This window comes from Pseudomonas thivervalensis (genome assembly GCF_001269655.1).
In the GTDB taxonomy this organism is placed as follows: Bacteria; Pseudomonadota; Gammaproteobacteria; order Pseudomonadales; family Pseudomonadaceae; genus Aquipseudomonas; species Aquipseudomonas thivervalensis.
The window spans coordinates 106400-128500 of record NZ_LHVE01000010.1; the positions used below are offsets into that span (position 1 = coordinate 106400).

21 protein-coding genes and 1 pseudogene are annotated in these 22101 nt (G+C 61.8%); 16 read left to right on the forward strand and 6 right to left on the reverse strand.

Annotated features, from left to right (window positions below; genetic code table 11):
* Window positions 1-82: 82 nt before the first annotated feature.
* The 5 genes from ppk2 to phnE all read left to right on the forward strand — a co-directional run bounded on the left by ppk2 (window position 83) and on the right by phnE (window position 4536).
* A complete protein-coding gene (ppk2, locus tag AD659_RS15345; RefSeq protein WP_053122852.1) occupies window positions 83-1000 on the forward strand; it encodes a polyphosphate kinase 2 in 918 nt (305 codons plus the stop codon).
* Window positions 1001-1305: 305 nt separating this feature from the next.
* Window positions 1306-2157, forward strand: a complete 852-nt coding sequence (locus AD659_RS15350; RefSeq protein WP_053122741.1) for a putative selenate ABC transporter substrate-binding protein — start codon at window positions 1306-1308, stop codon at window positions 2155-2157.
* Window positions 2154-2951: a phosphonate ABC transporter ATP-binding protein gene (locus AD659_RS15355; protein ID WP_053122742.1), complete on the forward strand. Its 798-nt coding sequence runs from the start codon at window positions 2154-2156 to the stop codon at window positions 2949-2951. The genes AD659_RS15350 and AD659_RS15355 overlap by 4 nt, the downstream gene beginning before the upstream one ends.
* Window positions 2945-3772, forward strand: coding sequence for a PhnE/PtxC family ABC transporter permease (locus AD659_RS15360; protein WP_053122745.1), 828 nt, complete (start codon window positions 2945-2947; stop codon window positions 3770-3772). The genes AD659_RS15355 and AD659_RS15360 overlap by 7 nt, the downstream gene beginning before the upstream one ends.
* Window positions 3769-4536 carry a phosphonate ABC transporter, permease protein PhnE gene (gene phnE / locus AD659_RS15365; protein ID WP_053122747.1) on the forward strand — a complete coding sequence of 256 codons (768 nt, stop codon included), beginning with the start codon at window positions 3769-3771 and terminating at the stop codon, window positions 4534-4536. Before AD659_RS15360 ends, phnE begins: the two co-directional genes overlap by 4 nt.
* Window positions 4537-4553: 17 nt before the next feature.
* Here the strand turns inward: phnE and AD659_RS15370 are convergent, their stop codons facing one another.
* Together AD659_RS15370 and AD659_RS15375 are read right to left on the reverse strand one after the other, a co-directional pair.
* Window positions 4554-5753 (reverse strand): hypothetical protein, encoded by a 1200-nt coding sequence (locus AD659_RS15370; RefSeq protein ID WP_053122749.1) that lies wholly within the window; start codon window positions 5751-5753, stop codon window positions 4554-4556.
* A gap of 95 nt (window positions 5754-5848) precedes the next feature.
* Entirely contained in the window at window positions 5849-6772 is a 924-nt protein-coding gene (locus tag AD659_RS15375) for a LysR family transcriptional regulator (protein ID WP_053122751.1), read from the reverse strand.
* 113 nt (window positions 6773-6885) lie between these two features.
* On the opposite strand from AD659_RS15375, the gene AD659_RS15380 reads away from it, so the two are divergent.
* The 5 genes from AD659_RS15380 to yghU all read left to right on the forward strand — a co-directional run bounded on the left by AD659_RS15380 (window position 6886) and on the right by yghU (window position 11754).
* Window positions 6886-7881 (forward strand): aldo/keto reductase, encoded by a 996-nt coding sequence (locus AD659_RS15380; RefSeq protein WP_053122753.1) that lies wholly within the window; start codon window positions 6886-6888, stop codon window positions 7879-7881.
* Window positions 7882-8004: 123 nt separating this feature from the next.
* Complete coding sequence (locus AD659_RS15385; protein ID WP_053122755.1) at window positions 8005-8763, forward strand: substrate-binding periplasmic protein; 759 nt, start codon at window positions 8005-8007, stop codon at window positions 8761-8763.
* A gap of 1 nt (window position 8764) precedes the next feature.
* Window positions 8765-10108, forward strand: a complete 1344-nt coding sequence (locus AD659_RS15390; protein WP_053122757.1) for a GGDEF domain-containing protein — start codon at window positions 8765-8767, stop codon at window positions 10106-10108.
* A 28-nt stretch (window positions 10109-10136) separates the two neighbouring features.
* Window positions 10137-10871 (forward strand): substrate-binding periplasmic protein, encoded by a 735-nt coding sequence (locus AD659_RS15395; protein WP_053122759.1) that lies wholly within the window; start codon window positions 10137-10139, stop codon window positions 10869-10871.
* 43 nt (window positions 10872-10914) lie between these two features.
* Window positions 10915-11754 (forward strand): glutathione-dependent disulfide-bond oxidoreductase, encoded by an 840-nt coding sequence (yghU, locus tag AD659_RS15400; RefSeq protein ID WP_053122761.1) that lies wholly within the window; start codon window positions 10915-10917, stop codon window positions 11752-11754.
* Window positions 11755-12067: 313 nt separating this feature from the next.
* Here the strand turns inward: yghU and AD659_RS29800 are convergent, their stop codons facing one another.
* Complete coding sequence (locus AD659_RS29800) at window positions 12068-12214, reverse strand: hypothetical protein (protein ID WP_156330589.1); 147 nt, start codon at window positions 12212-12214, stop codon at window positions 12068-12070.
* Window positions 12215-12544: 330 nt separating this feature from the next.
* Here AD659_RS29800 and AD659_RS30530 point away from each other — a divergent pair.
* Together AD659_RS30530 and AD659_RS30535 are read left to right on the forward strand one after the other, a co-directional pair.
* Window positions 12545-13699 (forward strand): annotated as a pseudogene (locus tag AD659_RS30530) (FIST signal transduction protein); the annotation flags it as partial.
* Window positions 13700-14071: 372 nt separating this feature from the next.
* Window positions 14072-14572 (forward strand): methyl-accepting chemotaxis protein, encoded by a 501-nt coding sequence (locus AD659_RS30535; RefSeq protein WP_425287132.1) that lies wholly within the window; start codon window positions 14072-14074, stop codon window positions 14570-14572.
* A 189-nt stretch (window positions 14573-14761) separates the two neighbouring features.
* Here the strand turns inward: AD659_RS30535 and AD659_RS15410 are convergent, their stop codons facing one another.
* Window positions 14762-15157: a DUF4280 domain-containing protein gene (locus AD659_RS15410; protein WP_053122765.1), complete on the reverse strand. Its 396-nt coding sequence runs from the start codon at window positions 15155-15157 to the stop codon at window positions 14762-14764.
* A gap of 198 nt (window positions 15158-15355) precedes the next feature.
* Here AD659_RS15410 and AD659_RS15415 point away from each other — a divergent pair, with 198 nt between their 5' ends.
* From AD659_RS15415 to AD659_RS15425, 3 genes are all read left to right on the forward strand, one after another.
* Window positions 15356-16423: a phosphotransferase family protein gene (locus AD659_RS15415; RefSeq protein ID WP_053122767.1), complete on the forward strand. Its 1068-nt coding sequence runs from the start codon at window positions 15356-15358 to the stop codon at window positions 16421-16423.
* A 23-nt stretch (window positions 16424-16446) separates the two neighbouring features.
* A complete protein-coding gene (locus AD659_RS15420) occupies window positions 16447-17214 on the forward strand; it encodes an SDR family oxidoreductase (protein WP_025213231.1) in 768 nt (255 codons plus the stop codon).
* Between the two features lie 235 nt (window positions 17215-17449).
* Window positions 17450-18565, forward strand: coding sequence for a Gfo/Idh/MocA family protein (locus AD659_RS15425; protein ID WP_053122769.1), 1116 nt, complete (start codon window positions 17450-17452; stop codon window positions 18563-18565).
* Between the two features lie 183 nt (window positions 18566-18748).
* Here AD659_RS15425 and AD659_RS15430 read toward each other — a convergent pair whose 3' ends face one another.
* Complete coding sequence (locus AD659_RS15430) at window positions 18749-20191, reverse strand: FAD/NAD(P)-binding protein (RefSeq protein ID WP_053122771.1); 1443 nt, start codon at window positions 20189-20191, stop codon at window positions 18749-18751.
* Between the two features lie 21 nt (window positions 20192-20212).
* Window positions 20213-20776, reverse strand: a complete 564-nt coding sequence (locus tag AD659_RS15435) for a helix-turn-helix domain-containing protein (RefSeq protein WP_018612737.1) — start codon at window positions 20774-20776, stop codon at window positions 20213-20215.
* A gap of 12 nt (window positions 20777-20788) precedes the next feature.
* On the opposite strand from AD659_RS15435, the gene AD659_RS15440 reads away from it, so the two are divergent.
* A complete protein-coding gene (locus AD659_RS15440) occupies window positions 20789-21793 on the forward strand; it encodes a DMT family transporter (RefSeq protein ID WP_053122773.1) in 1005 nt (334 codons plus the stop codon).
* Window positions 21794-22101: the final 308 nt, after the last annotated feature.

Below are 22101 nucleotides of genomic sequence, written 5' to 3' on the forward strand. Positions count from 1 at the left end.
CGCGTGAAGCATAGATGACCGTCACGACTGTGTAATAACTTGCAACTAGCGTGGATTCGCCTCCATGACCGAGTTCTCCATCATGCTTTCAACCCAGGACACCTTGGTACAGCGCATCCACCGCGAATTGCTCGATCACAGCGACGAAGAACTGGAGCTGGAGTTATCCGAAGACGGGCATGACCTGAACGCCTTGTTCGACGAACACGCCCCGCAGAGCAGCGAGAAGGAAACCCGTCGACTGTATTTCAGCGAACTGTTCCGCCTCCAGGGCGAACTGGTGAAGCTGCAAAGCTGGGTGGTCAAGACCGGGCACAAGGTCGTGATCCTGTTCGAAGGGCGCGACGCCGCCGGCAAGGGTGGCGTGATCAAGCGCATCACCCAGCGGCTCAATCCCCGGGTGTGTCGCGTCGCCGCCCTGCCCGCGCCCAACGACCGTGAACGGACTCAATGGTACTTCCAGCGCTACGTCTCGCACCTGCCCGCGGCCGGTGAAATCGTGCTGTTCGACCGCAGTTGGTACAACCGCGCCGGGGTCGAGCAAGTCATGGGGTTCTGCACCGACGACCAGTACGAAGAGTTCTTCCGCACGGTGCCGGAATTCGAACGGATGCTCGCCCGCTCCGGCATCCAGTTGATCAAGTACTGGTTTTCCATTTCCGACCAGGAACAGCACCTGCGCTTTCTCAGCCGCATTCATGACCCGCTCAAGCAATGGAAGCTCAGCCCCATGGACCTGGAGTCCCGTCGGCGCTGGGAGGCCTACACCAAGGCCAAGGAAATCATGCTCGAACGCACCCACATCGCCGAGGCCCCCTGGTGGGTGGTGCACGCCGACGACAAGAAAAAAGCCCGGCTCAACTGCATCCATCACCTGCTTGGGCAGATGCCCTATGAAGAAGTGGAACTGCCGACCATCGAACTGCCGCAGCGGGTACGACAGGAAGACTACTCCCGCAGCCCGACGCCACCGGAGCTCATCGTGCCCCAGTTCTATTGAAACCCGCCAGGCAGGGACGCCTGGCACCGACTTGTTCACCCAGCGGTTCTAACCTCACGATCACCTGCCTGACACCGACCACTGTGGGAGCGAGCTTGCTCGCGATAGCGGCGTGTCAGTCACAGCCCTTGCGACTGATCCTGCGCTATCGCGAGCAAGCTCGCTCCCACAAGGGGTTTGGGTGAGTTCATAGCCAGAAACGGTTACCATCCCTCTCCTTCGTCTACCCTCACAGAACGGCGTACCGCCATTCACATGGGCGTGACCCTTCAACATTCCTTGCCTTCCTGTATCGGAGATCCTTCATGCTCAAGCCGTCCCTGGCATTGGCCGCTGGTGTAGCCCTGTCGTTTTGCAGCTGGCTGGCGCAGGCCGCCGACACCCTGAAAGTCAGTGCGATTCCCGACGAAGCCCCGACCGAGCTGCTGCGCAAGTTCAAGCCGCTGGGGGCTTACCTGGAACAGCAAACCGGCATGAAGGTCGAGTTCGTCCCCGTGAGCGACTACCCGGCCGTGGTCGAGGCGCTGGCCACCGACCGGATCGACATGGCCTGGCTGGGTGGCTTCACCTTCGTGCAGGCACGCCTGAAAACCGGCAACGCCATCCCCCTGGTCCAGCGCGAACAGGACGCCCAGTTCACCAGCAAATTCATCACCGCCGACCCCGCCGTCAAATCCCTCGCCGACCTCAAGGGCAAGACCTTTGCCTTCGGCTCGGTGTCGTCGACGTCCGGCAGCCTAATGCCGCGCTACTTCATGCTCAAGGACGGCATCAAGCCGGAAAGCTATTTCAGCCGCGTGGGCTACTCTGGCGCCCATGACGCCACCGTCGCCTGGGTCCAGGCCGGCAAGGTCGACGCCGGCGTGCTGAACGCCAGCGTCTGGGAAAAACTGGTCGCTGCCGGCAAGGTCGACACGGCCAAGGTCAAGGTCTTCGCCACCACCCCAGCCTACTTCGACTACAACTGGACGGTGCGCGGCACCCTCGACCCTGCGTTGGCGGCCAAGATAAAGGCGGCCTTCCTGGCACTCGATCCGGCCAACCCAAAGGATAAGGAAATCCTCGACCTGCAAGCCGCCAGTCGCTTCATCGAAACCAAGCCTGAGAACTACCAGGGCATCGAGGAAGCCGCACGCGCCGCCGAACTGCTCAAATGACCCTGCAACTGACCCAGGTCAGCGTGACCCATGCCCACGGTGTCCAGGCACTGCGAGGCATCGACCTGCGCATCGGCGCGGGCGAGCAGGTCGCTGTCATCGGTCCGTCCGGCGCCGGCAAGTCGAGCCTGCTCAACTTGCTGGCCACCGCGCTGCGCCCAGGCAGCGGCGAGGTGCAGTTGCTCGGCGAACCCGCCTGGCAACTGTCTGCCCGCCAGCGCCAGCGCCTGCGCGCGCGCATCGGCCTGATCCACCAGTCGCCGCCCCTGCCGCCGCGCCAGCGCGTGGTCACGGCAGTCCTGGCCGGAAAACTGGGTCAGTGGGGTTTCGGCAAGAGCCTGTTGAACCTGCTCCATCCGCTGGATATCCCAGGCGCCACGGCGGCATTGGCCCGACTGGACCTGGGCGACAAACTGTTCGTGCAATGCCAGCAATTGTCCGGCGGACAACTGCAACGCGTGGGCATCGCCCGGGTGTTGTACCAGGCGCCGGAGGTGTTGCTGGCCGACGAACCGGTTTCGGCCATGGACCCGGTATTGGCCGAGCACACGCTGTCGGTGCTTTGCCGCCATGCCCGTGAACACAACGTCACCCTGGTCGCCAGCCTGCACGCGGTGGAACTGGCCTTGGCGCATTTCTCCCGGGTCATTGGCCTGCGGGATGGGCAGATCCTGTTCGACCTGCCCACCGAGGCGGTCGACCGTCCGTTGCTCGACACGCTCTATGCCAACGAACAACTGCAACCTTCGCCAACGCCCCCTACCACCTTGAGCGTGCAGATCCCCCGATGCTGACACGCGATACCCGAGACCCCGCCACCCGCCCTCGCCTGCTGCTCAGCCTGCTGGCCCTCGTGCTGCTGTGGCCGGGCATCCGATTCAGCGAATTGGACCTCGGCGTGCTGCTGGCAAGCGACAGCCAGAGCGAAATGGGCCGGTTCGTCGCGGCGTTCTGGCCGCCCGCCCATGGCGACGAATTCGTTGAACTGCTGTGGCAGACCACCTTGCAGACGCTGGCGATCGCCACGGCCGGCATGGCCCTGGCGTTGCTGCTGGCGGTGCCCGCGAGCCTGCTGGCCAGCCGCGCCCTGTCACTGTCGGCCGCGTCCCGTGCCGGCCATCCGGGCTATTGGGGCCAATTGCTGCGCTGGCCGGTACGCGGCCTGTTGATTTTCTTGCGCAGCGTCCCGGAAATCGTCTGGGCCTTGCTCTTCGTCCGCGCCGTCGGCCTCGGCCCCACGGCCGGTGTACTGGCAATTGCCATTACCTACAGCGGCATGCTGGGCAAGGTCTACGCGGAAATCTACGAATCGGTCGACCAGCGTCCGGCCCACGCGCTCTTGCAGTCCGGCAGCAGCCGACTCGCGGCCTTCTGCTACGGGATCCTACCCAATGTCGCGGCGGAACTGTTGTCGTACACGGTGTATCGCTGGGAATGCGCGATCCGCGCCTCCGTGGTAATGGGTTTCGTCGGTGCCGGAGGCCTGGGCCAGCAAATGGACCTGTCGCTGCGCATGTTCGCCGGCGGTGAAGTGGCCAGCCTGCTGCTGACGTTCCTGGCGTTGGTACTGCTCGCCGATCAACTCAGCCGCCTGCTGCGCTGGAGGCTGGCATGAATCGCCTGCTCAACGTGGTCATGGTCCTGTGCATCGGCGTAGCGGTCGTCGCCTCGTTCGTCTACCTGGGCATCGACCTGGGTGAGCTCGGCGACAGCGGCAACCTGCAGCGGATGGCGGCTTATGCGCAGCGCTTTCTCAGCCCGGACCTGAGCCCGGGCCATTTGCAGGCGATCGGCCGCGGCGCCCTGGAAACCCTCGCCATGTCCGCCCTCGGTACGCTGCTCGCGGCGGTATTCGGCCTGCTGTTGGCCTTGCCTGCCGCCGGGCGCTTCGGCTGGCCCCTGCAGAGCGCTTCGCGCCTGGTGCTCAATGCCTTGCGCGCCGTGCCAGAACTGGTGTGGGCCGCGCTGATGGTCCTGGCCGCCGGGCTCGGCCCCAATGCCGGCACCCTGGCCCTGGCCCTGCACACCACCGGCGTGCTCGGCCGGCTGTTCGCCGAGGCCCTGGAAAATACCCCCTCCGAACCCGCCGACGCCATCCGCTTGCAAGGTGGCAATGCGGTCTTGGCGTTCTGCTACGGCACGCTGCCCAACCTCCTGCCCCAGCTACTGGCCTATGTCCTGTACCGCTGGGAAAACAATATCCGCATGGCCAGCGTGCTCGGTTTCGTCGGCGCCGGGGGCCTGGGGCAAATGCTCTACGTCAGCCTCAGCCTGTTCCAGGAAGCCCAAGGCAGCACGGTAATCCTGGCGATGCTGTTGCTGGTTCTGGCGGTCGACTCGTTGAGCGGTTGGAGTCGCCAGCGTTGGGTCAAGGCGTGACCACAGGCGCTGTCTCATCAGCTCAGATAACGCGCTATCCCCACGCCTGTTCCAGGCAAGCCCAAAATCCACCCGGACGCCACTATCTTTCCGTCGGCTTGCAAAGAGACGCTCCGAGCCAAATCCAAACCGCCCAAGTCTGTCATGACTCGACCATGCAATCCGAACTCGAGGTCTGGCGCGCCGTTGGGAAGAAACCGCATCAACGTGAAATTAGCGGTTTTTTCGGTCCCCAGGGATGATCCTGCTGCAATGATTTTATTGTCAGATTGAATGGCCACAGCGTGATTCTGAACTTCGTAACCTTGAAAACCAATAACAGCAGGTGTTCCGTGATGAAAAGTCTCGTCCAGACTTCCGTCAGGATTGATTCGCGCTATCAAAGCATGGGCTCCCTTCGATTCAATCTCCGCAGAACCCACGGCCACGATTTTTCCATCTCGCTGCCGCTCAGCGGCAAGAATTTGCGCGAATTGGACTTGTGATACTTCAATCGTAACAACACCTTCCTCGCCAAAAGAAGGATCAGGTCGTCCATCACTCAAATAGCGTGCAAACAACAAGGCACCTTTTTTTGCCCCGGCGAAAAGCAGCCGGTCATCCGGGAGCACGATCAGTGATGAAAAGTGAACCTTCCCGACAAATACCATGCCGGTTTCGCCGAAGGTCAGGTCAAGCTCCCCTTTGCTGTCAAGCCGAAGGAGAACTTCATCATAGTTCTCATACCCTCTCACAACCCTCGCGACGAGGACGATTTTTCCGTCGGGTTGGACCGCTACAACATGAGCAATATTTTCGCCCTCTGGCAAATTGATAATCACACGCCCTTTCATGCCAAAGCGGGTGTCCAGTGTTCCGTCAGGCAAAATCCTGAGGAGAAAAAGTATCGCTTCAAGCTTTTCCCCGACACTGCCGAATACAAAGGCGTGATCATTGGGTTGGAGGTTTAAAACGACCTTCGCTATGCGGACACCGGGAAAAAGCTTGATGCGCGTAATGCCATGCTCACCAAAAGAATCATCCAGGTCGCCATTACTCAGGTGTCGCACCAAAACAACATCATCGGCATTGGCACCAGCCGAGAATATTTTTCCGTCACTGAGTAATTTTGACGCTCCTAAAAAACTGCCTTGGGCAAGAGTGAACACTACTGTTCCCCCGTCACCAAAGCTTGGGTCAAGATCGCCTGCCGCTTTAGTTGCTTTTTGCGTAGTCATACCAGTTGCTCTTCAAAGGAAGTGATGGGACTACAGGTATAGGGAAAGTCCTTTCACCTCACTACTGTCAGAGTTGACAGGAGTGACGAGCGGTTTTAAGCCCTCATCATCAACTCCCCCCGCACATCCGCCTCCCCCTGCAACAACTCAACCACCCAATCGATAAACACCCGCACCCTCGGCGACAACTGTCGATGGGGCGGATACACCGCCGAGATCGGCCACGACGGCACGCCGTACTCGCTCAACACTTCGACCAGCCTGCCCTCGGCCAACTGCCGTTGCACGTGATAACGCGGCACCTGGATCAAGCCGAATCCCGCTTCACAGGCCGTCACATAAGCGTCGGCATTGTTGACGTTCAACTCACTCGGCAATTGCATTTCCCGCACCCGCCCCGCCACCTCGAATTCGAACGGGAAGAACCGTCCATTGCCAGACGCAAAGCCGATGGCCTGGTGTGCTGGCAAATCCTCCAGACGCCGAGGCGTGCCGACGCGAGCGAGGTAGCCGGGGCTGGCACAGGTCAGTTGATGCAGGCACACGATGGGCCGCGCGACCAAGCCTTGATCAATGATATGGCCGGCGCGGATTGCGCAATCCACGCCCTCGCGCTGCAGATGGACCTGGTGATCATGAAAACCAATGTCCAGTTGCAACGCCGGGTAGCGGCGATAAAAATCCGCCAGGCGCGGCAGGATCCAGGTGCAACCAAAGGCGATCGGCATGTCCACTTTCAAGGTGCCCCGCGGTTGGCTCCGCTGCACCGACAACGAACTCTCCAGATCATCGAGGTCGTCCAGCAACTGGCCGCTGCGCTGGTAATACGCCTGGCCATCCAGTGTTGCCCGCACCTGCCGGGTGGTGCGCTGCAACAGTTGCACACCCAAGTGGGCTTCCAACTGCTGGATCAACAGGCTGACGGTGGCCCGGGGCAAGCCAAGGTCATCGGCCGCCTTGCCGAAACCGCCCAGCTCGACGATACGCCGGAACACTTGCATGGCCTGTAATCGGTCCACTGTCGCGCCTCATTATTCAGATATTACGAATAGTTAAACCAATAATCGGGGATTTATCCAGGAAACCTCTTGCTGGAGACTGCACAGGTCGTTCATTTCCAGGAGCTATCAGCATGAAGACCCGCCACCTCGGCCATCACGGCCCTCACGTTTCCTCCATCGGCCTGGGCTGCATGGGCATGTCGGATTTCTACACCACGGGCGTCGACGAGGGCGAAGCGATTGCCACGCTGCACCACGCCGTGGAGTTGGGCGTGACGCTGTTCGACACCGCCGACATGTATGGGCCGCATACCAACGAGGAACTGCTCGGACGGGCCCTGCGAGGCAAGCGTGAAGGCGTGTACCTGGCGAGCAAGTTCGGCCTGGTGCGCAGCAGCGATCCCCATGCCCGCGGCGTCAATGGCCGCCCCGAATACGTCCGGCAATCGGTCGACGGCAGCCTCAAGCGCCTCGACACCGATTACCTCGACCTCTACTACCAGCACCGCATTGACCCTGAAGTGCCCGTCGAGGAAACCATCGGTGCCATGGCCGAGCTGGTCAAGGCCGGCAAGGTCCGTCACATCGGCCTCTCGGAGGCCAGCGCCGAAACCATCCAACGGGCCCACGCCGTGCACCCGCTGGCCGCGGTGCAAAGCGAATACTCGTTGTGGACCCGCGAGCCCGAGCACAATGGCGTGCTCGATACCTGCCGAAGCCTGGGCATTGCGTTTGTCGCCTACAGCCCCCTCGGCCGAGGCTTTTTGACCGGAGAGCTGAAGTCACCGGAGGATTTTGCCGCCGATGACTATCGCCGCTTCAACCCGCGCTTCCAGGCCGACAATTTCAAGCGCAACCTGGCGCTGGTCGAACGGGTCAAGGCCTTGGCCTTGGACAAGGGCATCAGTGCCTCGCAACTGGCCCTGGGTTGGGTGTTGGCCCAGGGTGACCACGTCATTCCGATCCCGGGCACCAAGCAGCGCAAGTACCTGGAGAGCAATGTGGCGGCCGCTTCGGTGGTGTTGAGCGCTGACGAATTGGCCCAGCTGGATGGGATTTTCACAGGCAAAGGTGTGGTGGCGGGCGACCGATACCAGGCGCAGACGATGACGTTGTTGAACGGTTGATCGTCGGCTGGGCTGTCGGTTTCGACAGGCCGGATTCAAGCAGGCGCCCGCCCAGCCGATAACCCTATCAACAATAGCCCTCAGCCATCGCCGGGCGCTGCCAGTTGCATAGGGTAATGATCAATGGGTTTGCCGCTTAATCGCCTGCTGATGTGGGGCGTCCTGATGTTCCTCGCTGCATGCGCTTGCGCGGCAGAGACACCGCTGCGCATCGTGACGGAGGAACTGCCGCCCTACAACATGACGCAGAACGGGCGAGTGACCGGCATGAGCACCGAAGTGGTCCAGGCCGTGCTCAAGGAAGTCGGCATGGACGCGCCTATCCAGCCCATGCCCTGGGCCCGTGCCTACGAACTGGCGCTCAATGAAAGCAATGTGCTGATCTATTCGATTGTCCGCACGCCTGCACGCGAATCGCTTTTCCAGTGGGTCGGCACCATCGGCCCGACGCAGTGGTACATCTACTCGCTGGCGGATCGGCCGGTAAAACTCGACTCGCTGGCCGATGCCCATGGTCACCAGATCGCCACGGTCAATCAGGACGTGGGCGAGCAATACCTGGTCTCGAAGGGCTTTCGCATCGGCGAAGAATTGCAGTCGAGCACCAAGTACGAACACAACTACCGCAAGCTCAAGGTCGACCACGTGGAGCTGTGGATTTCCAATGAGCTCAACGCGCTGTACCTGACCCGCCAGAATGGCGAAGACCCGGACAAGGTACTGATCCGCTCGCTGCCACTCCCCGAGCTGAGCAGTGCCGATGGCTTCAGCATGGCGTTCAGCCGCAAGACGCCGGCCGAGACAGTGGAGAAGTTCCGTGCAGGCCTTGAGGCCATCCGTCGCAATGGTGTCTACGATGCCATCGTGCGCAAATGGTTATGACATGGGTGGCCCTTTCCGCACAGCGTCCTCCCTGCCACCACCAACCAAGGCGTTCAGCTCCCTGGGACGGCGCCTGGTGCTGGCAACGCTGTTGTTCTGCCTGGTCTTTACCCTGGCGATGGTCACCTGGCGCACTTGGCTGGCCTGGGAAAACAACCTGGCGGAAATGAATTCGGAACTGGCCCTGATCGATCAGGTGTTCCAGAACACCCTGGCCCACGCCATTTGGGAACTGGACCGTGAATCCCTCGACCAGCAAATCACCAGCGTCGCCACGGCAGCCCCCGTGGGTCGCGTGGTGTTGAACATCCTGCGCCCCGGGCAAGCGCCGGAAGTCATCGAACTCAAGCGATACACCGTCGATCAGTCGGGCGTGGTGCCGGTGCTGCATCGCCAGCTCATCGCCCAGCCCTACGCCGGGGCCCACGAAAAAGTCGGCGAGCTGACCATCGAAGGCGACCATAACCTGCTGTGGGAGCGCCTCTGGAGCGAAGCACGCAGCATCGTCATCACCCAGCTCATCCAGTCCTTGCTGCTGGCCGGGTTGGTCATGACCATGTTCAACCGCCTGGTGACCGTGCATGTGGTGCATATCGCCCGTCACCTGGCTGAACTCGCGCCGCACACCCTCAAGCGTCACCTCAAGCTGCAACGGGCGGTGCAGCGCCAGGACGAACTGAGCCTGCTCGAATTCCAGGTCAATGAGCTCCAGGACAATCTGCGCGCCCACCTCGAACGCCAGCGTTCGGACGAACTGGCCCTGGCCGCCAGCCGCGATCAAATGGCCGAACTGGTCGAGGCACGCACCGCGGAACTGAAGGCGGCCAACCAGTCGCTTGAAGCATTGTCCCGCCACGATGCCTTGACGGGCCTGGCCAACCGCCGCTACTTCGACGAATTGAAGGACATCGAGTTTCGCCGGGCGATCCGCCACAACACCCCGCTGGCCGTGCTTATGTGCGACGTCGATTTCTTCAAGATCTACAACGACACCTACGGCCACATGCAGGGCGACCTGTGCCTGAAAGAGATCGCCGAAACCCTGCGCACTGTGTTCGGCCGCTCAGGCGAACTGACCGCCCGCGTAGGCGGCGAAGAGTTCGTCGTGGTCCTGCCCAACGTCGACGCGGCCCAAGCCTGCGAAGCCGCCCAACGCTTGCGCGCCAGCCTGGCGGAACGTGAGCTGCCCCACAGCGGTTCCAAGGTTTCACCTTTCGTCACCGTGAGCATCGGCGTCGCCGAGTTGGACACGCAGACCATGGACCATTTCGATCAACTGTTGCAACGCGCCGACCAGGCGCTGTACCGGGCCAAACACCAGGGACGCGACCGCGTCGCCCTGTAATTACTCTCGCGCGCCATGAGGTCTATCTATGCACTATCGCCTGATACTCTGCTCGTGCTTGCTACTCGCCTCGATCAGCCTGCACAGCCACGCCGACACGATCGAAGTCGTGACCGAAGACTCCCTGTACGCCCATCAGCGTGACGACAAGGTCATCGGGCCGGGCATTCGCATCGCCGAAGAAACGCTGAAAAGCGCGCAGCTCACCGATTACAGCCTGTCGCTGTACCCATGGGCCCGGGCCTACGAAAAGGCGCTGCACGAGCCCAACGTGCTGATCTTCCCGTTGGACCGCACCCCGGCCCGCGAACAATTATTCAAATGGGTGGGTGAAATACATCGCGTGGCGAGCCGGCTCTATAAATTGCGCGATAATAAAGACATCGCCGTCAACAGCCTCGAAGAAGCCAAGCAGTACAGCATCGGCGTGGTGCGAAACGACGCCAAGCAGATCTACCTGCAACAACGTGGATTCACCCGGCTGGTCATCTCGGCCAACAACCACGACAACTTTGAAAAACTGCTGAATCGCCAGATCCAGTTACTGCCGATGCCGGAGAATACCGCGCGCCTGATGAGCAAGGATGCCCAGGTGGATTTCACTTCGCTGGAAGAGGTCTATACCCTCGACGAACAACCTCACAAAGTCCACTTGGCCTTCAGCCTGAGCACGCCGGATGAAGTCGTCGCCAAGGCCCAACTCGCTTTCGAAAAACTCAAGGCATCCGGTGAAGTCGCACGAATCATGAACGAACAGCGGTAGACTCTGGGGGATCACACCGCAAGCAACGATGAGGTATGTCCCGATGAGTAAAGCGTCCTACGTTCCGCCCAAGGTCTGGAAAAACGACGCCCCGTCTGGCGGCCATTTCGCCAGCATCAACCGCCCGGTCGCCGGGCCGACCCACGAAAAAACCTTGCCGGTTGGCAAGCACCCGCTGCAGCTCTACTCCCTGGCCACGCCCAACGGCGTGAAGGTGACCATCCTGCTGGAGGAGCTGCTGGCGCTGGGTCATGCGGGCGCGGAGTACGACGCCTGGCTGATCCGCATCAACGAGGGCGATCAGTTCTCCAGCGGCTTTGTCGAGATCAACCCCAACTCCAAGATCCCGGCCCTGCTGGACCGCAGCGTGGAACCCGCCATCCGGGTCTTCGAGTCCGGCTCGATCCTGCTTTACCTGGCGGAAAAATTCGGCGCCCTTCTGCCCACCGACCCGGCAGGTCGCACCGAAACCCTGAATTGGCTGTTCTGGCAGATGGGCTCTGCACCGTACCTGGGCGGTGGCTTCGGGCATTTCTACGCCTACGCGCCGGAGAAACTCGAATACCCGATCAATCGCTTCACCATGGAAGCCAAGCGCCAACTCGACGTCCTGGACCGCCGCCTTGGCGAAAGCCACTACCTGGCCGGCGATGACTACACCATCGCCGACATCGCGGTCTGGCCCTGGTATGGGCAACTGGTGCGCAACAACGTGTACGGCGCCGCCGAATTCCTGAGTGCTCACGAATACACCCATGTGCAGCGCTGGGCGGAAGAGATCGCCAAGCGGCCGGCCGTACAGCGTGGGCAGCGGGTCAACCGCACGTGGGGCGATGAGGCGAGCCAGGTGCCGGAGCGGCATGCGGCTGGGGATTTGGGCTGAAGGCCCGTTCCCACACCAGATCGCTGGTAAACCCCGATCTATTGACTGTGACACTCCCCTTGTGGGAGCGAGCCTGCTCGCGATAGCGGTGGATCAGCTTGCATCGATGCTGGATGTGCCGCCGTCATCGCGAGCAGGCTCGCTCCCACACTGGATGGGTGATGAGCCTCGATTTCTCGACTGGCACCGTCCCCCTGTGGGAGCGAGCCTGCTCGCGATAGCGGTGGATCAGCTTGCAGTGACGCTGAATGTGCCGCCGTCATCGCGAGCAGGCTCGCTCCCACAGTTTTTCCCCAAGCTTTTCGTCAAGTGTTCAGCGGCTGGCTTCCAACTTGTACCCATCGCCCGCCGACGCCGGCGTCGTTTCATTGGCCAAGGCAAAAACACCCCCCATCCAGATAACGATGCAACCCAACAAAAAAACCCAGGCCACTCCGGACACGGCTTTGTATTTATTCATGGATTGTCTCTGCAAAGGGCAATGACGAGCAGATTCTCGTCTCGCGCCTGGCGTTGGTTGTGGTGAATGGCAAGAGGCCACTGCCGAAGCATAGCGGGTGGTGCTTTGTCGTCCAGCGAGCAAGAACTGATTTTTTCCGTAGGTTTCCGGGACCTATACGAAAGTCGCTGATCGACAGACGAAGTAAACCCCAACCAAAAGCTCCTACAGGCCGCCCCCGCAAATAGCACAAGCTCACGCCCACCCAAGCCCCCAGCCGTGACCGCTACAGCGAAAGGACTCCCCACGCATCCCTCGTACGCATCACGTCGCGCTCAACCGAGTCCAGCCATGAACCTAGCGAACCTCTTCAACAAAGCCCGAGCCCGCACCCAAGGGACGGTGAGCGTGGCCTGCACGTCGGGTGAACTCGACCAGGCGTTGGCCAACGTACGTATCACCCCAGTGTTGATCACCGGTTTCGTCTCCCCGCACCTGGACATCGACCAGGTCGCCGCCAAGGTCAAGAAGCGCTTTGCCCACAGCACCATCAGCCTGTGCACGACCTCGGGTGAGTTGTGCAACGCTGCGAACGCGCTGTATTGCCAGACCGGCGAGACCTGGGATCGGGTGATGCTGCAGTTGTTCGACGCCAGTGTGATTGTGTCGGCAGAGGTAGTGATGGTGCCGCTGGAGTGCGAGGACATTCGCGGTGGCGGCAAGCGCTTGGCCATGCGTGAGCGGATCACCCGGTTGGTAAATAACATCAAGCAGGCGCAGGTGAGCACGCCCATTGATCATCGCGATACGTTGGCCTATGTGGTGTTCGATGGTCTTTCGGCCTCCGAGTCGTTCTTTATGGAAGCGCTGTATGAATCCGGGCGTTTCCCCTGCCTGTTCGTTGGCGGTTCGGCTGGCGGCAAGGCTGACTTCAAGAAAACCCTGATCAGTGACGGGCAGCGCAGTTATCAGAATCATGCGCAGATTGTCTTCCTGAAAACCGCGGCGGACGTGCGCTTCGGGGTGTTCAAGAGTCAGAACTTCCAACCGGCCGGGCTGACGTTCAGCGTGCTGACCGCGTCGGTCGAAGACCGCACCATCGACCAGGTCATCGACAGTCGTGGGAACATCAAGAGCATGGTCCAGGCACTGTGCGATGCATTCGAGTGCAGCCCCCAGGCGTTGGAGAAGAAGCTGGCCGATTATTCATTCGCCATCCGCGTGGGTGATGAGCTGTTCGTCCGTTCCATTGCCCGCATCGACCACCGGCAGCAGATCATCCAACTGTTCTGCGACGTGGCGCCTGGCGAAGAGTTGGTGATGGTCAAGCGCACGCCCCTGCGCGAGGCGACCCGGCTCGACTACGAGAAATTCCTCAAGGGCAAAGGCGGCCAGCCGGTGGCGGCTATTCTCAACGACTGCATCCTGCGTCGGCTCAACAACAGCAGCGACCTGGGCAGCATGGCCGGTATTTTCGGCGATGTGCCGTTGGCCGGTTTCTCGACATTTGGTGAAATCCTCGGCTTGAACCTTAACCAGACGCTCACGGCGATTTTCTTCTTCAGAGTCACCAAGGGCGCCGGTTTTGTCGATGAGTACGTCGATAACTTCATCGCTCACTATGGCGAGTTCAAGGCGTTTTTCCTGCGCCGCCAGATCAAGAAATTGGCGGGGCTGAACCATGTGGTGGTCAAGCAGATCAAGGCGTTCAAGCGGAATGATTTCAGCAGCGCCCTGGACACCCGTGGCCTGGACCCGACGATCCTGCCGGTGTTCGACGGCCTGACGGACCTGGGCCAGGTATTGGCGCAGGCCAGCCAGCAACAGGCGCAGATGGCGACGCAGATCAAGCATTACTCCGGCGAGCTGCACCTGTCGATGGATGACCTGACGGGCACGATCGACCGGCAACACAGCGTCGCCGAGCAGGCCGGTACGACCGTTGAGCAACTTGCCACCCAAGCAGGTGAAGCCGTGGTCGGCGCCCGTGCGCTCGCCAGTTCGAGCTTGCGCATTCAGTCGATTGTCCAGGTCATCCAGCAAATCGCAGGACAGACCAACCTGTTGGCGCTCAACGCCGCCATCGAAGCCGCGCGGGCCGGTGAGATGGGCAGAGGATTTGCGGTGGTGGCTGATGAAGTTCGCAAGCTGGCGGAGATCACCCGCAAGAATGCTGCGGAAATCGGCGTGGACATCGATCTGCTTTCGACGGAAATCCAAGGCGTCGCCCAGCAGATTGAAGACCAGTCCGTCGCCGTGAGCGCCTTGCGCGAGATGCTCGACGCCCTGGAAGACTCGAGCCGTACCACCGAAGGCACGGCACAACGTACGAAGGCCATCGCGGACACCTTGACCGGGCTGACCCATGCCAGTGCTTGAGGCCGAGTTGCCCAGACAGTGAATCGAGATTGAGCGACCACCACAGATCCCTTTGTGGAAGATTCCCTTGTGGGAGCGAGCTTGCTCGCGATGACGACGGCACAGTCAACATCACTGCAATCTGATCAACCGCTATCGCGAGCAAGCTCGCTCCCACAGTGGGGATCTGCGGTGCCGCGGGTGTCACCGTCAGGGAATCAACATCTGCACCTGCCCCGGCACGACGATCTTGATCACCCCGGCCCAGCTGCACATCAGGGTGCTGTTGGCGTCGATGGCCGGCATGTTGCCCAGCAACAGGGTCGGGGCGCCGCCGGGGATCCACGGGGCCGCGGTGGCCGGGATGCAGGGCATGGGGGTCAGCACGCCCAGGGCCGCGGCGGTGGCGGCGGCCACGGTGGGATTCGCCAGGCTCATGCACATGCCGAAGGTGGTGATGTTCACCAGCGGGATGTGATCCATGATGTTCGCCGCCGGCATCCCGCCGGTCAGCAGGCGATTGACCGGCAGCACATTGAGCACCGCCGGGGCGGCACCGAAACTGCATTGCAGGGTCGCGGTGCCACAGACTTGCGGGCATCCCATCAGGGTGGCTCCTCTGAAAGCGACAGACCTCAGAACCTTAGCTCGCCCGCCTCCAACGCGCACGCCGCCATGCATCAAGCCCGCTGATTATCCGGCAACACGCTAACCTATAAGACCCTGGCGTGCTTGTGACGCCTCCCACGCGCCATTAGATTAGCCAATGATCGATGGCCTCCAAAATAAGCAGAAGGGATAAGCATGGCGTTTACTGATCAGTCCACCCGCGTGCGCGACGGTGAAGAACTCGATGCCAACCTGATCGACCCGTACCTCAAGGCCCACATTCCCGGCCTCACCGGCCTGCCGACGATCAGCCAGTTCCCCGGTGGCGCGTCGAACCTGACCTACCTGCTGGAGTACCCCGAACAGGAATTCGTCCTGCGCCGGCCGCCGTTCGGCCACAAGGCCAAGTCCGCCCACGACATGGGCCGTGAGTTCCGCATCCTCAACCAATTGCGCGATGCGTTCCCGTATTGCCCCAAAGCCTACGTGCACTGCACCGACGAATCGGTGATGGGCGCCGAGTTCTATGTGATGGAGCGGGTCAAGGGCATCATCCTGCGCGCCGAGCTGCCGCCGGAGCTGGGTTTCGACGCCGCCCGCACCGAAGCCCTGTGCAAGAGCTTCATTGACCGGCTCGTCGAATTGCACCGCGTCGACTACAACGCTTGCGGCCTGGCCGACCTGGGCAAGCCCGAAGGCTACGTGGCCCGGCAGATCCGTGGCTGGAGCGACCGCTACGAAAAAGCCCTGACCCCCGATGCGCCGAAATGGGAGACGGTCAAGGCCTGGCTCAACGACAAAATGCCCGCCGACCACCCGACGTCGAGCATCGTCCACAACGACTACCGCTTCGACAACGTGATACTCGACCCGCAGAACCCGATGCAGATCATCGGTGTGCTGGACTGGGAACTGACCACCCTCGGCGACCCGTTGATGGACCTGGGCAACAGCCTCGCCTACTGGATCGAGGCCGATGACCCGTCACCGGTGCAACTGATGCGTCGCCAGCCAAGCCATGCACCCGGCATGCTGACCCGCCGCGAATTCGTCGATTACTACGCCGAGCGCGCCGGGATCCGCATCGACAACTTCGACTTCTACTACACGTACGGCCTGTTCCGTCTGGCCGGGATCGTCCAACAGATCTACTACCGCTTCTTCCACGGCCAGACCCAGGACAAACGCTTCGCGCAGTTCGTTCAGATGAACAAATTGCTGGAGCAGATGAGCCTGCAGGTCATCGCTAAATCCACGCTCTGAGCGCCCCATAACAAGGAAACAGCATGTCCAAGACCCAGTTGTTCGACCTCGACGGTAAAATCGCCTTCGTTTCCGGCGCCAGCCGTGGCATCGGCGAGGCCATCGCCAAACTGCTGGCCCAGCAAGGCGCCCATGTGATCGTGTCCAGCCGCAAGCTCGACGGTTGCCAGCACGTGGCCGATGCCATCATCGCCGCGGGCGGCAAGGCCACCGCCATCGCCTGCCACATCGGTGAAATGGAGCAGATCAGCCAGGTGTTCGCCGGCATCCGCGAACAGTTCGGGCGCCTGGACATCCTGGTGAACAACGCCGCCACCAACCCGCAATTCTGCAACGTCCTGGACACCGACCTGGGTGCGTTCCAGAAAACCGTGGACGTGAACATCCGCGGCTATTTCTTCATGTCGGTGGAAGCCGGCAAGTTGATGCGCGAGAACGGCGGCGGCAGCATCATCAACGTGGCGTCGATCAACGGCATTTCGCCGGGGGTTTTCCAGGGCATCTACTCGGTGACCAAGGCCGCGGTGATCAACATGACCAAGGTCTTCGCCAAGGAATGCGCGCAGTTCGGCATCCGTTGCAACGCCCTGTTGCCGGGCCTGACCGACACCAAGTTTGCCTCGGCGCTGGTCAAGAACGACGCGATCCTGAAAACCGCCCTGGCGCAGATCCCCCTCAAGCGCGTGGCCGACCCGAGCGAAATGGCCGGCGCGGTGCTGTACCTGGCGAGCGATGCGTCGAGCTATACCACGGGTGTGGCATTGAATGTGGATGGTGGGTTTCTGTCCTGACAGCGGGCTCCATGACAGACCTGTGAAAATCCCCTGTGGGAGCGAGCTTGCTCGTGATAGCGCTGTATCAGGTCACACCAGTACTGCTGACCCACTGCTATCGCGAGCAAGCTCGCTCCCACAAGGGGATCTTCAGTAGCTATGGAAATGAATATTTATTCCACTATTTGCAATTTGAGAATATTTATTCCATAAAGAACCCTTCTGACAATAACAATTCAAAGGGCTCTTCCTCATGCGCGAACTCGGCATCGGTCTGATTGGCACCGGCTTCATGGGCCGTGCCCATGCCTTGGCGTTCCACAATGCCAAGGCTGTGTTCGACCTCCCCCTGAACCTGACACTGGCGGCCCTGGCCGACGCCGATCCGCAGCGTGCCCGGCAATGCGCCCAGAGTTGGGGATTCGAAACGGCCCACAGCGACTGGCAACGGCTGATCGATGACCCGAAGGTTCAGTTGGTCGCCATCACTACACCCAACCATTTGCACTTCCCGATGGCCATGGCGGCGTTGGCGGCGGGCAAGCCGGTCTATTGTGAAAAACCCCTTGCGGTGTCCCTGGAACAGGCCGAACAAATGCGCCAAGCGGCCAAGGCCGCCGGGGTGGTGACGCGGGTCGGCTACAACTACCAGCACAACCCGATGATTCAACGGGCGCGGGAGATGATCCAACGCGGCGAACTGGGGCAGATCATCAGTTTCCAAGGCGAGTTCAGCGAAGACTTCATGGCCGATCCCGCCTCGCCGTGGTCATGGCGTTGCGAAGCGACCCACGCCGGTGGCGCACTGGCGGACCTGGGCAGCCACCTGCTGGCCATGGCCCGGCACTTGTTGGGCGATGTCGAGGCGGTGTGCGCCGACAGCCAGACCGTGCACCACCAACGCCCTGCCAGTGCCGGCAGTGCCGAACAGCGGGCCATCGCCGTGGATGACCAAGTCCATGGGCTGCTGCGTTTCGCCAACGGTGCACGGGGCACGGTGAGCAGCAGTTGGCTCAAGCACGGCTACAAAAATCACCTGAGTTTCGAGATCAGCGGCACCCTCGGCACCCTGGCGTTCGATCAGGAACGACTGAATGAACTGCGCCTGTGTCGCGCCGGCCAGCCAGGCTTCCAGCGCCTGCTGGCCGGCCCGGACTTGCCCGGCTATGCCGCGTTCAGCCCGGCCGCCGGGCACCAGTTGGGGTATAACGAATTGAAGACGTTGGAGGTGCAGGAACTGGTCATGGCCCTCGCTGGCGAAGGTGCCAGCGGTACGGACTTCGACGAGGCCTGGGAAGTGGAGCGCCTGGCGGCGGCGATTCGCGTTGCGGCGCGGGAAGAACGTTGGGTGAAGGTCAGCGAGCAATAACTTGCTGAGCAAACCGCTCATGTGAACGGTTCTTGTGGCGAGGGAGCTTGCTCCCGCTGGGTTGCGCAGCAACCCCAGAGAGGCTGAATGCAATCAATCTGACACACCAGGGTGAATGGTTTTGGGGCTACTTCGTAGCCCAGCGGGAGCAAGCTCCCTCGCCACAGAGGGACTGTGTTCAACCTAGAGAAGGGTTTGCAGTTCAACCAACCGCCCCGCCAACCCCTTAGCCTGGCTCGCCACATCAGTCACAGCAGTACTCTCCCACCACATCCCCCGCAGTGGCGGGCCCATGGCGAACAAGCGGCTGGCCGGCTCGCCCTGCGCATCCAGCACCGCACCATCGGCACGCGCGGCGATGCCCAAAGCCAGCGGCCCCGGTTGGATTAACCCTCGAACCAGCAACTGTTGCGGCAATGGCCGTGCAACCCGACGCCAGTCATATTCAATGCCGCTGGAGTTGATCAACGCGGCGCCCTGCACCACTTCCAATCCTGCCTCGCCCCGTCGGCGAACGCTGATGGCCACCGATCCTTCGGCGGACGCTGCCAGCCCCTTGAACGACGCCGCCTGGATCCGCAGCCGCCCTTCCCCATGCAGCCGCGCCACCAGCTCCGCGCTCAACGGCGGCGAGCGATGGTGATGACTCTCCCACCAGGGCCGTACATGCCGTACGAACTGGCGGCGCTGCACATCGCTGGCCTGGTTCCACAAGCGCCCGATGTGCGCGCGCACGGTGTCCAGCGGCGCTTGCCAATCGATCCCTTGGGCTTGGGCCTGGCGACATTGCTCGCGCAGGGCCCGCATCAATTGGCGGGGAGAACGCAGGTTGTGATCTTCGGCGAGGAAATCCACCCAGGCGGGTGGCTGACGGCGCACATGGGGCAGCAGGCCGTGGCGGGAAAACACTTCGATCGGCCCGCGGTGGCCGGCCTGTTCCAGGGACACGACGGCATCGACCATGGTCAGCCCCGAGCCGATGATCAGCACCGTGGACTGTGGGTCGAGCTGGCGCATCGCAGCCACATCCCAAGGGTCGAGGGCTGCGGCATTCAAGCCGCTGGATTCGGTTTGCGGGGTGCGCGCCGCCGGGAACATGCCCGTGGCCAGCACCGCGAAACGGCCACGCAAGACTTGGCCGTCGTCCAGCGTCAGCGTCACGGCATCGTCGGCAAGTCGCAAGTCCACAGCCTCGCCGCGCACGTGCTCGGCGGTCGAACCGTTTTGTGCGCCCAACACGCGAGCCTCGGCCAGGCGTTGCTGCGCATAGAGGCCAAACATCCCCCGGGGTGGGAACAACTCGCTGATGGGCACGTGCTGCTGATCCGACTCGGGCCAGCCGCCGGCCTCAATGAACTCAGTGAGCCATTGAGTCAGGTCATCGGCGTTGTCCGGGTCGACGCTCATGCGCGCCGCGTTGCCGTTCAAGGTGTGGCCCAGTTCCACGGCGCTGTAGGCCTCGCCCCGGCCCAGCTCACTGCGCGGCTCGACGATCAGCACCTCGCGCCGACCGGGCAGGCGCAGCAACTGCGCGGCCAGCATGGCACCACTCAGGCCGCCGCCGATGATCAGGATGTCGGCTTCGCGGATGAGGCCGCTGCCCTGTCGCTCTGGCGCTGTGTCCATACCGCTCTTCTCCCAGGGAAATTAAATCACCACGTTGCGTACGAATCTCGCCGCCACCGGGCCATCGTTGCGATAGGCATGGGGCTGGTTGCTGGCGAACATGAAGAACTCACCGACGCCTATGCGGCGCTCTTCGCTGCCCAGCAGCAACGTCAGGCAGCCTTCGAATACATAAAGTTGTTCACTCCATCCATCTGCGTCGCACTCGGAATGGTAATGCTCGCCCGGCTCCAGCCGCCATTCCCAGAGTTCTACCTCACGGCTGGCGGTGGCCTTGGCGAGCAATACAGCTTTGCTGCCTGGGATCACACCGGCCCAGACCAGTTCGTTGATGCGGCTCGGGTCGCGGGCTTCGGGGGCCTGGATCAAATCGCTGAAGGCGACATCGAGGGCTTCGGCGACCCGGTCCAAGGTCGTCAGGCTGACGTTCTTTTCGCCGGCCTCGATAGCCACCAGCATTCGCCGGCTGACCCCCGACAGCTCGGCCAGCGCCGTCTGGCTGAGCTCGGCGGCGTGCCGCAGACGACGGACGTTCTGGCTGACGTGTTGCAGGACGGAGGCCCGCTGGCCGGATTCTTTGTGCACTATATTGCTCACATGGCAGGGTTGCGCATTATACTGCCCAACTTCGGGCGCATTGTGCGTCCGCCTCAAGTGGCGCGCAAGGTCATGGCATCGGTGAATTCCCCACAAGCTTCCTCCCGCTTCTCAAGGTTCAGCAAGGCCGAATGCGTGTTGGTGCTGATTACCATGATCTGGGGTGGGACTTTCCTGTTGGTGCAGCATGCCATGACGGTCAGCGGGCCGATGTTTTTCGTCGGTCTGCGCTTTGCCGCCGCGGCCGCGTTTGTCGCGCTGTTCTCCTGGCGTCACCTGCGAGACCTGACGCTGTTCGAACTCAAGGCCGGCTGCTTCATCGGCGTGGCGATCATGCTCGGCTATGGCCTGCAGACCGTTGGCCTGCAAACCATTCCCAGCAGCCAGTCGGCGTTCATCACCGCGCTTTACGTGCCGTTTGTACCCTTGCTGCAGTGGCTGGTGCTGGGCCGTCGGCCGGGCTTGATGCCCAGCATCGGCATCATGCTGGCGTTCACCGGGCTGATGCTGGTGTCGGGCCCGGCCGGGGCCTCGCTGAACTTCAGCCCCGGTGAAATCGCCACGCTGATCAGCGCCATCGCGATTGCCGCCGAGATCATCCTGATCAGCGCCTATGCCGGCCAGGTCGATGTGCGTCGGGTGACCGTGGTGCAACTGGCGAGCACGGCGGTGCTGGCGTTCCTGATGGTCGTGCCGACCCAGGAAACGATCCCGGATTTCTCCCTGTTGCTGCTGGTCAGCGCCGTGGGCCTGGGCGCTGCCAGCGCAGCGATCCAAGTGGCGATGAACTGGGCCCAGAAAAGCGTCTCGCCGACCCGCGCCACGCTGATCTATGCCGGCGAACCGGTATGGGCCGGCATCGCCGGACGCCTGGCCGGCGAGCGGTTGCCGGCGATCGCGTTGTTCGGCGCTGCGCTGATCGTGGCGGCGGTGATTGTCAGTGAGCTGAAGACTCGCAGCAAAGGTGTTGTCGAGGTGGATGAGGGGCTTGAGCGGGAGCAGTGAGGCCGGTTACCTGCGATGGTGATTGACCCTGTGGCGAGGGAGCTTGCTCCCGCTGGGTTGCGCAGCGACCCCAAAGAAGCCGAATGCAATCAACCTGACACACCGGGGTGAATGGTTTTGGGGCTACTGCGTAGCCCAGCGGGAGCAAGCTCCCTCGCCACAGGAGTAAGGCGCGAGATTTCGTGCTGATTCCCAAGTTGTGTCCACTGAGCAAAACAACGCAAAGTCAGAAAACCCCACCTACTTTGTAGGATTCTGCGACACCCTCGCGGTTGGTGATCCGGAATACGCCACGTATGATCCCTCAC